Origin of the sequence: Photobacterium proteolyticum (assembly GCF_001939735.1) — a bacterium.
GTDB lineage: Bacteria > Pseudomonadota > Gammaproteobacteria > Enterobacterales > Vibrionaceae > Photobacterium > Photobacterium proteolyticum.
The window spans coordinates 156,126-167,608 of sequence record NZ_MJIL01000095.1 but is presented as its reverse complement, the minus strand read 5'-3'; the positions used below and the strand labels follow the sequence as shown (position 1 = coordinate 167,608).

Here is an 11,483-nt window from a genome sequence, read left to right as displayed (position 1 = left end):
GTGCCTGAAAGTCCCTGTTACGCTGTAACTTGTTGCGTCTGGGTTACTTTATTGTGATGCCCGTCAATGATAGCTATATATAGTTACATAAAATTTAATAGCTTAATTTCTATTAATAATAGCTGAGAAAATTATCTTTAACTAAATTCATCAGCTAGCTTAAGAATATTGCGACAGGTATCACTTGCCTGAATGTTTTTATAAATTTCCTTTAGCGATTATATGATTTTCAATAATGATTATTTCTAGAGAGTAATCATTAAAATTCATTTCTGTGAGTTCAATTTTTATTTGTGTTGGAATGCGTATTCCATGCTCCTAGTAGGTTTTTTGCTGTTTATTAATTGGTAGAATAGTTATGTCTAATATATGGCTCAAATTGTATGATTTTTCAATCTGGTTACAGCGTCACTCTTGCAAGATTGAACAACAGTAATAGAAGGTCCTCCTATGCTTCATATTGATGAAATAAAGCTAAGAGTTGCTACTAGTGAAGATAAACTACCTTTATATTCATTGCTCACTACAGATGAAGAGTGGACAAAGTTTAACGGTCCATATTTTCCGTATTCAACACCGACACTCGAAGAATTTGAATCTGGTATGTTCAAGCGACTATGTGAAGGTATCGACGCGCTTTTGATTGAGTTCCAGGGAGAAGTGATTGGCAGTGTTTCTTACTACTGGGAAGACCAGCGAACACGGTGGCTAGAAGTTGGCGTCATCATTTACGATAGTCGCTACTGGAACAAGGGAGTGGGTAGAAAAGCTCTAATCCCTTGGATAACACACCTGTTCAATACGCTTGAAATTGCACGCGTTGGGTTAACGACATGGTCTGGTAATCCAAGAATGGTCGCTTGCGCACAATCCATCGGCATGACACTTGAGGCAAGGTTGAGGAAAGTACGCTACTTTCAGGGGCAATATTACGACTCGGTTAAATTGGGCGTGCTTCGCGAGGAGTGGGTTGAGTTACAATGTAACGAATTTTCATACCAAGGGGCCGATACTCGCCCGCACATCTGCAATGGTGATAAATAGCTTGGAATGAGCATCCTGGAAGGCGGTGAACCCATACTTTTGATAGAAAAGTTCCGCGCCGTCTTTAGCATCAACAATAATAAGTGGAAAGGCGACCGTTTCGCTGGCCATGAGCAGCTTTCTCAGGGCATCAATCAGCAACCATTCGCCGTAGCCTTTATTCTTATACCGCTGATCCACTGCTAATCTTGCGATTAAGCCGCCTGAACTGACATTATGATGCTTTTTTTGTAGCCTCGCTGGCAGAGTTGCCAGATCTATCGGGCTCATCGTTAGTGTGTAGTAGCCGATAATGTGCTCTGTGCAGCTTTCGTCTTCCAGCACAAATGTTCTTGTGTTGTCTTTCTTTGCCTGCTGGCAAGCCATGAGTTTGAGATAATTGTTAAGAGCATCAATACCACAATCAAAACGATGACGGTCATGCTTAGATTTATCCAGTTGTACCGTCATCATTATTGCGATTTGTCCTTGTAGCGCGCTGCTGCTTGTTGCAAGCGAGTATTAGGCTTTGCTGGTTCGTCTAACGCATCCATCAGCATCATAGCGTCTCGCTGGCTTAGCTTAAGCGCGCGTTCGCGTTCCATGATCTGCTTTGCTTTTTCGACCGCAGCACTTAGCACAAACGAGTTAATGCTAGACATACCGGCAATAGCCGCCGCCTCGGACAATAATTCCTGTGTATCAAAGTCAACACGAGCAGTGATACGGGGTAATGCAGTCGCCATAGAAACCTCCCTAAGGTGACAAAATGGCACATGACAAGTATGGCACGCTATGAGGTGATTAGCAATTCATGTGTCAGTTTGGCACATACTTGAAAGGCACTTTTATCATCCAAAAAAAAACCCGAAAGGGGCTTTAATGATCCTTACAAGTCACATCAACTCTACCTTGGAGTCGTTCCTGTTTTATCTGAAGGAGAGCTTTATCAAGCTCGACCATATTGGAAGTCGGACAGAAAGCGAGTGTTGCTGATTGTAAGAAAACATAGTTATACATTTCACCACAAGCCGAACACTTCATATCAGGATAAGTTTGTACATGTTTATTCAAATCAGCTGCATTCATATCCACCTCTATTTCTCTAAGTCTTAAACATAGACTATGCAAATGGTTTTAACCATTAATGGGTAGGAGTAAGTGTTGAGCATATGAGAACTGTATATAAACAGTTCTCATATGACCCAGGTGCCTGCGGTTATATCGCACTTCACAAGGACTGTTATGATTAACCTGGAAGAATCCAGCACCAAGACCGGGGTGATGCTGTTCGGTAGTGCCGCTATGGACCTGCGATTTCGGAACACATACGCTGAAAAGTGGCAAAAGTTCATGATGGCTCAAGCGACAGAACTTAGTGAGTATGACGTAATAGACATTAAGTCGTGTATGGTAAAATTGGGGTTAAGTGAACGCGTAGTACAGCGATGATGAAAATGCGCCTTGATGGCTACAATTACAATGAAATTGGGCAACAATTCGGCCTAAAAGAGAGTAGAGCTAGGCAGCTAGTCAAAGAATCATCTGAAATCCTTGGAGTAAACCATAAGCTACTGAAGAAATGTATTAGTCATCATATTGAACCTTAGAACATGGAGGAACCTTAAAAATGCAAAGTGACTATCTGGTTGCGACCTTTAGAGTAATGACTGTTGGCATTTTGCAGTTCAAACACACATTGTTATGAAACCAGCGTTTCATCCACTGATTTAAGTATTGCTTTTGTTTAACAAGTAAGTTTTAGCATTGCTGATTATAATAGCAATATCCAGACAAAGCGACTAATTGAATATCAACTGAGAGACTATTAATGTAAGCTGTCTTCCCAAAAGTAAAAATAGTTACGGACGTTGAAATGGCAACCTTGCTCAGTTGGCTTGGCAGAACAGATCTCGATCAAATGAAGCTGGATAAATCTGCTTCAATTGCAACGATTGCTCTTAAAGGGAAAACTCTCGACAGAATCATTATTCTTGCCAGTACATGGGAAGATGAGTGGTACGACTACAAAGAACGGTTGGAGAGAAAGCTCGCTTGTGTTGGTCGTTCCAAGACCTCAGTAACTATTCTGCGTGTAAGATTGGTATCCCCAATTGACTACTCGTCAATAACAAAAGTGATGCAGAAGCACCTTGGTAAGCTCTCTTCTGATTCGGAACAAATTTACCTTAACCTAACTTCCGGTACGCCAGCGATGGCTGTTGTTTCTGTATTGCTTGGTAAGAGCATTGCGAAATGTCAGCTGCTTCAAACCTCTCCAAAGGGTGAAATAATTGAGGTTGAGATCCCTGTTGATTTCGCTACGGAATATACTAAGGCATCCACCAGTGCCTTACAGTCGCTTACTTCAGACAACCCTAGATTAAGCCCAGCTTTTGAAGCCATTACTGCAAAGTCTGACACGATGCGGTATTTAGTGAAAAAAGCTCAAAGGCTCGCGTTATCGGATTTGCCTGCCCTTGTACTTGGTGAAAGCGGGTCAGGTAAAGAAGTGATGGCCACAGCAATTCACAATGCTAGCCCCCGTTCTGATAAAACATTTAGAGCTGTGAACTGCGGTGCATTGCCAGAAAACTTGGTTGACTCAATTCTTTTTGGTCACGTTAGAGGGGCGTTTACCGGAGCAGATAAAGATCACTCAGGACTATTTGAGCAGGCGAATGGCGGCACTTTGTTTCTTGATGAAGTTGGTGAGCTTCCACTTGGCGTTCAAGTTAAGCTACTGAGAGCGCTACAACAAAAAGAGATCACGAGAGTAGGTGATGTAAAATCTAAGGTGATTGACGTGCGCATTATCGCGGCAACGCATCAAGACCTATTTCAAATGACATCAGAAGGGACATTTCGTGAAGATCTATTTTACCGGCTTGCGGTAGGTGTTATCGAAATGCCACCACTTAGATCTAGAGCTGAAGACATTCCAGAACTCATCGACACACTAATGAGTGACATCAATCAACAAGCGGAAAAGCATCCGCAGTTTGACAGTAAGAAAATTTCCAAAGATGCAATACAATTTGCACAGTCTTACTCATGGCCTGGCAATATAAGGGAGCTTTGGAATACATTGAACAGGGCTGTTTTATGGTCTGAAGCGAACACCGTTTTGGCACAAGATCTTCAATCTTCGATATTAAGCGCTGGTACTAGCCAACCAAGAACAAACTCATTTTCTGTTCCAGGAGATATTCAACAATATATTGATAACATTAAGAAAGATGCGGTTAATTCAGCTTTGGGGTATAGTCGTAGAAATAAATCCAAAGCAGCGGAAGCATTAGGACTTAAGAGTCATCAGACGTTAAGCGGATGGATGACAAAACTAGGGATTGAAGAATAAAGAAGGCGGCTAGAACAGGGTTGGCATACCCATTGCTCATTGAGGAAAGAATTACAATAAGAGTGAAAACGTCAGTGAACTTTGAACATCTAAGAAAAGATTGGCCAGAATTGGCTGCATTTGCAGAAGCATCTCAAACCGCCATCTTTTGTCTGGCGGTTTTTTTTACAAGCCTTAACTCATTGGTAATATACTGACCCTTTGTAATTATCATTACGATAAAAAATGTGATACTTCACAAAGACTCAATTAAATCATAGTGTTAGCGTTTAGTATATTTATTGACAGTGTCAATGCTTCAATTCTAAATTTCAGAAGTATCTTCGGATGCCTCTTTATTTGATCTAAGGTTAGTGGGTTATTTCTATGCAACTCCAAATTAGCGCCAGTAACGCACTCAACAAATGGCTCAAAGCGGATTTACCACGTTTGCCTGCTGAACTGGGTAAGCAAGCGGGCGTGAATAAACTGCACTCAAGTTCCAACACTATGAGTTGGCAGGTTCACATCCTTGATAATCGTCATCAATCGATGGAGAGAACCCTGATCGTCTGTGAAGCCTACAGCCGCTTTATCTATTTTATTCCGCTGAACAGAGCGTTTCTCACCCTTGATGAATTAAGTGAGCGGCTAAAAATAGAGTGGCAATTTGCCTTTGTTGAGGCATTGGAAACACAGGGCTTAGTTAGCCGTTACGATATTGCCATTATGTTATCAAAGCTCAATGACATTGAGTTCACGCCGTACTGGATAAAAAACACAGACCTTAGCATTAACGGCCATATCTCTGATGCTGCCCAATGGGTCACGCAAACCTTGGAAGATAGAAACCTCGACCGCTTAAACCAGCCATTGGCATTTGAGATATCTAGCTACATCAATTCTCAAACCAAAAGCGTGAAAGTCGGCAGCAAGAAGCAGCGATTTATCCCAATCGAACGCTTGCTCGCGTATGTTCAACAAATTACCCAACCTAACCCAGCAAGTAACGACATGAGTAATGTTGTTCCATTTAGGCGCTAATCAGCTTATCTCTATTTCCATGCCAACATTATATCGTAATAAAAATTACCATTGGTATATATTTTTACGGCATATCTTACTTATCCTTGTATTTACTTCAATAAAAACAATGATATATATTTTGGCATGTAAGTTGATAGCAAATTGATATTGATAGTTATGGACTTATGCACTTGGTGTTTACATTGTTAGTGCATGATTGCATAAATTATCGATCACAGAACAGCAAGAGAATCAGGGCTATAGATTCACAAATGTGCATTTAGGTGTATAAGTGTGCATTGTTTTTCTTGTTGGCGATAAATTGAAAGAAGGAATTTTTTGTGACAACGACAGTATGTGTTACAACAATGAGCAGAAAAGACAAGCTCCAGACACTAATGGCTCAAATGAGCGGTGGGTTATTGGAAAGAGAGCACCAAGTTAGATTAATGATGTTAGCAGCTCTTTCTGGTGAGCATGTGTTACTTGTAGGTCCTCCCGGAACTGCTAAAAGTGAATTAGCAAAACGTTTGAAAAACGTATTTGTTGAGGCGAACTACTTCGAGCGTTTAGTTACTCGTTTTTCGGTACCAGAAGAATTGTTTGGGCCACTATCAATCAGAGCATTAGAAGAAGACCGCTACAACAGATTGACGAGCGGCTACCTCCCTGAAACATCGGTGGCTTTCATCGATGAGATATTCAAAGCTAACAGTGCGATCTTAAACAGTCTTTTAACTTTGCTGAATGAACGCCAGTTTGACAATGGAAATCGAAGAGTCGATGTTCCCTTAATATCGGTTGTTGCCGCAAGTAACGAGCTACCTGAGGGTGAAGAGCTCAGCGCTCTGTACGATAGATTTATTCTGCGTTCTTATGTTTCACCTGTGTCAACGGAATCGTTTGATGAGTTACTTTGTGGAGCATTAGAGGGCTTTGACCCAGAACTCAATGTCCGTTTGAAGGTTGAAGATCTAAATGAGGTACAGCGCCTAGCTGAGAAAGTTGAGTTAACTGCTGCAACGAGAGAGGCTTGCAAAGAGTTTCGCAATTACTTGGTAGCACAAGATATTTACGTATCAGATCGTCGATGGCGAAAACTGGTGAAGTTAATGAAAGTGTCAGCCTTCACTTCAGGCTTTAACGAAACCAGTATCTACGACACTTGGATTCTTCCTCATTGCTTATGGGAGCAGCCAGAGCAGTTTGAAGGTCTTGAAGAATTATACAAGCGTTTGGTAACAGTCAATGGGAAAATGCCTCCATCACGCCTATTACAAGTTCTCAAAGCATGGGAAGGTAAACTTAAAGAGGAACAACAGAATCATAAGCGAAATGCTCAAGGTCGTCTTTTATATGTCGACCGAGATGGGGAAGAAACCATAGAAGAAGTTAGTAAGTACCAGAAGAAAGATGAATATGGAGAATTGCTTTATTGGGATGATCGGTACAGTGAAGAGACAACATATAAGGGTTCCTATTCGAACAAGAACAAACCAATCATGGAAGAGTTCAAAAATAAACCAGTTTCTTTACGTAGGTCATTTTCGAAAGCCCATGTTGAAGGACGAGTCTTAGAAATTCAGGGTATAAGAAATAGTATCGAGGAGTTTTATAGTCAGGTAAATAAAGGGCTCTCAGATGTCACTGGATACTTTGAGAAGCATCTGTGGCTAGATAAAAGTATGCTCTCTGAGGTTACAGATGCTCTGCACACTTCTCAAAAAGAAGTCGATAAACTTCTAAAAAGGGTTACATCTCTGGAGTCTGGGTTCAAAAACCTTCCGCAGGAGTCAGAGCTCGACTTAGCGTTAGAGCTGGAAGAAGATAGTGAAGCAATTGAAGGAGAGTTGTGTGATTAGCGAGTCATACATGGTTAAGTCTCCGTTGCTAAATTTGGATAGCCAATTCACTTGTCTTGATAAAGTGCCGGAGAAGTTTCTGCCGGCAGTTATCACGAGCTCTCATGGAGCGTTGCCGGAGCGCTGTAAATCTTTGACCAACTCTAGAAACGAGCTTTTATCAGGAGAAAGCCCGACGAGTCTATACCCTTTGGCTCCTCAACCATTGCAAAGTGCTATTTGCAAAGTGGTGGAGGAAACAGGGTTAAAACGGTATTGCTTCGAAAATGAAGAAGTCACAGATGCTCTATTATCGGACATACTTGTAGCGATAGATAAGCTTCAGTTACGAGCAGTTCCATTGGTAGCTGACCTGATACAACAGTTGGAAGATGAAGCGTTAAACCAAATTAAACAAGCTTTGGAGAAGAGAAAGAACAAGCGCAAACAAACCAAACCTCTTTCTCTCACTAATGCACAGCGAACAAGAATTGCCGTAACTGCTTCGGAAGAAGCTTGGCAAGAATTGCTCTCTGATACCACGGCTCTCTTGCCTGATGTATGGCAAGAGAGGTTGGCTGTATGGTCTCAACTAGAAGAAGTATTCACTGAGCTTGGGTTGATCACGGGATTGGGTTTTGATTTATCAAAAGGCGTTTTTCAAAGCCATGGTTGGCTCGATATCACACGACTAAATAAGCTTGTCAAAAAGCTCCCGAAGTTACAAAGCTTGATTCGAGACTTAGGGCGTGATGAGCAAACAGAGGGCTCTGTGCTTGAAGAGATCGTAATAAAAATGAGCGTAGCTTCTAGACATGAGAAGTATGTAGCAACACCTCTTATCCCAATGGAAACCAAAGGTATAACACGTTCAGATTCGATCTCCCGAATGTTGCCCCAAGAAGCCTCGCTTTTAACTAATCCGGTGCTTAAAAAGCTATGGCACGCCAAAAGAGCTGAACATGCTTTACTTTCATACTCTGTGGAAGGAACTGAAGTACTGGAAATAGAAGAAGTAAGAGAGCAAGAGTCTCTAAGTAACAAACAAGGCCATCGAAACAATAAGAATCGAGGCCCTATGGTTATTTGTTTAGATACATCAGGCTCTATGAAAGGATTACCAGAAAACATTGCCAAAGCGACCGTTTTGGAATGCATGAAAGTAGCCTACAAAGAAAAACGGCGTTGTTATGTATATCTATTTGGTAGTAAGAAGGAAATTAGCGAACTTGACCTGACGTTAGATACTTCAGGGTTTAATGAGTTGCTTAATTTCCTGACGATGTCTTTTGGAGGAGGCACTGACGCTGAGGGGCCGCTCAACAAAGCACTGGAAAAGTGTGACTCAGAAGAGTGGTACAAAGCAGATATTTTGTTAGTTAGCGATGGTGAATTTCCAGTTTCTTCGGGATTAAGTAGAAAAATTGGCAATCGAAGAGAAAAGCAGGGACTACAAGTCCACGGCATTCAAATAGGCAGCTCTCACTACACATCAATGAGCAAAATTTGTGACCCGATGCATTACTTTTCGGAATGGGTAGATTTAAAACGTTAGTAAAATTTAAAGGATTGTTATGTGCCAAGCAAAGAATGTGTTCGATGTGTCTATTCAAGACGCTGAAAGGATTTTAGAAGCCTATGAACATATGAAGAGTATCCCAGATTTGGGACGTGACCCAGAAGAACTTAAACGCGCTGCGCTGATAATGTCTTTAACAGCATGGGAAACTTATGTTGAAGACAAGATTAGCGAGGAAGTTGCATTGCAAACCAAGGTACTTCAAGGCTGCCAGATAGGTAACTTCATAAACAACTCGCTAGAAAAAGAGCTAAAGTTCTTCCACACACCGAACAGTAAGAAAACAAAAGATATCTTTGAACGTTTCCTTGGTATTGATGTGACAGAGTCTTGGTCATGGCCTGGCTATGAGGACCCAGATAGGACTCGAACTAAACTCAATGAGTGGATAAAGAAGCGTGGAGATGCTGTGCATCGATCAGTCGCTGATAAGCAAATCTCACATTTGATCAGTAAGCCCGAAGCGGAGAAATGTATTAAGTATTTTAAAAGCTTAGTAGAAGCAACTGATGCAGCATTGAATCACTGAACCTGCAACCATTGAGAAGTCTCACGTAAATTTAGAACGACTATTTTCAAAAAACGGATTAAACGACAGTTCGTGTTAGGCCTAGTAAAGTTTGAGTTTCTAAATTTGTGTGAGACTGAGTTTCAGTCAATTTCAATTTGAAATGATACCGGGCTGACCCAAACCATGTTAAAAAGTACAACCCGTTTGGGTGGTGTTTATCTCGTATTAAAATGTCTGCCTGTCTTCCCAGGTTACAATGTCTCTTTCCAAGGTCGTTCAGCCTGGCCAATGAGTGGCGGCAGAGCAGGGAAGTCAGGGTTTCTTCCGGCTGCCGGCTTTAAATTGTCCGGGATGAATCAATACCGGGTTTAGCTGTTCAAGTTGCCGGATAGCCCGCTGCTGGGCGGTCCGTTTGGGCGCTTTCTTGCTGCGCCCGCGTTTCTGTTGCTGCTCGAACTCCTCCTGCTTGGCCTGGGCAAACTTCAGTACCGCACCGAGGTGCTTGTTGTCGACGACTTGTCCCTGGTCGACATCGGCCAGCTTGTCGAAGATTTTGAACTCTAACTTCCGGCGGCCATACTGGATGGCAATGGTGCCGTCAGGCCGGTCGAGCACCTTGACGACCTGATGGACCAGACGCTGGTTTTCTTCGGTAGGCTCAATGAGATAGACGACCTTGTCATACTGAAACGTCAGGGATTTCGAGAGCTTGCGCAGCTCCTGCCAGGCAAAGATATCATCAAGCTCCTCAGCAGATTCCCGCACAGGCCGATACATGTCCTTGGGATACCGCGGCGGTTTGGCAAAGCGGCGATTGAAATCCGCGATAAAGTCGGGGAGCCAGGCATTGGCTTGCTCGATGGTATTTATGCCTTGCAGGCGCATCTCCTTGACTAAGCGATCCTGTAACGTTTTGTTCGCACCCTTGGCTTGCGAACTGTTGGCGCAGATGAGCTCGATATTCAGATCATTGAGCACGCGTCCAAACTGGGTCAGACGGTCAGACTGGGCATCTCGCTTGCTGACATGAAATACTGCATGGCGGTCACTGTAGAGCGCTGTCGGTTTGCCGTGTTGTGCGATGTACTCACGGGTAGCCACCATGTAATCAAAGGCCGATTCCGTTTCGCTGAAACGGAGGTTCATCAAACGACCGGTGGCATCATCGATGTAAACCAGCAGGCAGCATTTGGCGCTGCGGCCTTCAAACCAGTCATGGTGGGAGCCGTCAATCTGGATCAGCTCGCCAAGACAATCACGCCGGTGGCGAGGCTGATAGACACGTGGTTTACGTTTGGCATGGGGAACCCAGAGACCGTTGGCGATCATCCATTGGCGCAGTGTTTCCAAAGATACTGACATGCCATGGAGCTCCGAGAGTTTTTCATGAGCCAATGTCGGGCCAAAGTCCGAGTAATGTTGATGGAGCAATGCCAATGCCTGTAATTTCAATTTATCATCGTAGCGATGATTGCCGGGCTGGCCACGCCTTAAAGAAACCAAACCGGCAGCGCCGAACTCAGCGAAGCGTTTGACCATACGATAAACTTGGCAAGGGCTCAGCTTATGCAAACGGGCAGCTTCGACACCGGTGATGCATTTGTCACAGGTATCTTGAGCTTGATTTGTCAGTCATGGTCAATGGCATCCACAGGCTCCAAACACCGGTAAAGAAAGCGTGCTTAAAAGCTAGTTCAACATGACATTTCAATCTGGCTCAAACCTGGCACCTCTAACTAGATCTTATAATCCGAGTGCGCATTATGTACCGTATGGTTAAGCTAAATTAGGCAGGGGCGCCTTGTTGTAAGGCGTTGATTATGCGTGGGTTTTCATATTTATCTTTGAGCAGCCCGTAGACTACCTTTTGATCATCAATTCCAAGTAAATCAGCTACTTGGAACGCAACTTCCCAGTCCATTGCGTTTTTACGTTTCATCCAGTTACTAACTCTAGCACTACTTACTCCTAATTTCTTAGCCAGTTGATAGTCAGAGCCCAAGTCATACTTGGCTTTTACCTTCTCTAGCAATTCAATTGTGTAAGTCATAAGTAGGCCGTTCCTAAGTCCCTGATTGTTAAATAATAGGCGATCATTATGCCCAATTACATAGTAAGGGCCATCTTGCCAGTAAGATTTTCCTTGCTAATAATACAAGCGCA

General features: G+C 42.8%; 11 protein-coding genes. 6 read left to right on the top strand and 5 right to left on the bottom strand.

Translation table 11 applies throughout. The features are described 5' to 3' along the window. Nucleotides 1-450: 450 nt before the first annotated feature. Nucleotides 451-1,044 carry a GNAT family N-acetyltransferase gene (locus tag BIT28_RS24210; RefSeq protein ID WP_075767511.1) on the top strand — a complete coding sequence of 198 codons (594 nt, stop codon included), beginning with the start codon at nt 451-453 and terminating at the stop codon, nt 1,042-1,044. Here BIT28_RS24210 and BIT28_RS24205 read toward each other — a convergent pair. From BIT28_RS24205 to BIT28_RS24195, 3 genes are all read right to left on the bottom strand, one after another. After that, the gene (locus BIT28_RS24205; RefSeq protein ID WP_175577608.1) at nt 994-1,500 is read right to left on the bottom strand and encodes a GNAT family N-acetyltransferase; all 507 of its coding nucleotides are present in this window, start codon (nt 1,498-1,500) and stop codon (nt 994-996) included. The two genes, BIT28_RS24210 and BIT28_RS24205, sit on opposite strands and share 51 nt — an antisense overlap. Continuing rightward, nucleotides 1,497-1,769, bottom strand: a complete 273-nt coding sequence (locus tag BIT28_RS24200; protein ID WP_075767509.1) for a type II toxin-antitoxin system TacA family antitoxin — start codon at nt 1,767-1,769, stop codon at nt 1,497-1,499. The genes BIT28_RS24205 and BIT28_RS24200 overlap by 4 nt, the downstream gene beginning before the upstream one ends. Before the next feature lie 133 nt (nt 1,770-1,902). Continuing rightward, nucleotides 1,903-2,112, bottom strand: a complete 210-nt coding sequence (locus BIT28_RS24195; RefSeq protein ID WP_075767508.1) for a hypothetical protein — start codon at nt 2,110-2,112, stop codon at nt 1,903-1,905. A 787-nt stretch (nt 2,113-2,899) separates the two neighbouring features. Between BIT28_RS24195 and BIT28_RS24185 the strand changes: the two genes are divergently transcribed. The 5 genes from BIT28_RS24185 (at nt 2,900) to BIT28_RS24165 (ending at nt 9,338) form a co-directional block, all read left to right on the top strand. Beyond that, nucleotides 2,900-4,384 carry a sigma-54 interaction domain-containing protein gene (locus BIT28_RS24185; protein ID WP_075767506.1) on the top strand — a complete coding sequence of 495 codons (1,485 nt, stop codon included), beginning with the start codon at nt 2,900-2,902 and terminating at the stop codon, nt 4,382-4,384. Between the two features lie 366 nt (nt 4,385-4,750). Continuing rightward, nucleotides 4,751-5,407, top strand: coding sequence for an amino acid adenylation (locus BIT28_RS24180; RefSeq protein WP_075767505.1), 657 nt, complete (start codon nt 4,751-4,753; stop codon nt 5,405-5,407). A gap of 323 nt (nt 5,408-5,730) precedes the next feature. Continuing rightward, complete coding sequence (locus BIT28_RS24175) at nt 5,731-7,251, top strand: AAA family ATPase (RefSeq protein ID WP_217696667.1); 1,521 nt, start codon at nt 5,731-5,733, stop codon at nt 7,249-7,251. Continuing rightward, the gene (locus BIT28_RS24170) at nt 7,244-8,785 is read left to right on the top strand and encodes a VWA domain-containing protein (protein ID WP_217696666.1); all 1,542 of its coding nucleotides are present in this window, start codon (nt 7,244-7,246) and stop codon (nt 8,783-8,785) included. The genes BIT28_RS24175 and BIT28_RS24170 overlap by 8 nt, the downstream gene beginning before the upstream one ends. Before the next feature lie 19 nt (nt 8,786-8,804). Next, the gene (locus BIT28_RS24165; RefSeq protein WP_075767503.1) at nt 8,805-9,338 is read left to right on the top strand and encodes a HEPN domain-containing protein; all 534 of its coding nucleotides are present in this window, start codon (nt 8,805-8,807) and stop codon (nt 9,336-9,338) included. A gap of 294 nt (nt 9,339-9,632) precedes the next feature. Here the strand turns inward: BIT28_RS24165 and BIT28_RS24160 are convergent, their stop codons facing one another. Continuing rightward, nucleotides 9,633-10,952 (bottom strand): ISNCY family transposase, encoded by a 1,320-nt coding sequence (locus BIT28_RS24160; RefSeq protein WP_075767502.1) that lies wholly within the window; start codon nt 10,950-10,952, stop codon nt 9,633-9,635. Nucleotides 10,953-11,106: 154 nt separating this feature from the next. Further along, a complete protein-coding gene (locus BIT28_RS24155) occupies nt 11,107-11,370 on the bottom strand; it encodes a helix-turn-helix domain-containing protein (protein WP_075767501.1) in 264 nt (87 codons plus the stop codon). Nucleotides 11,371-11,483 lie beyond the last annotated feature (113 nt).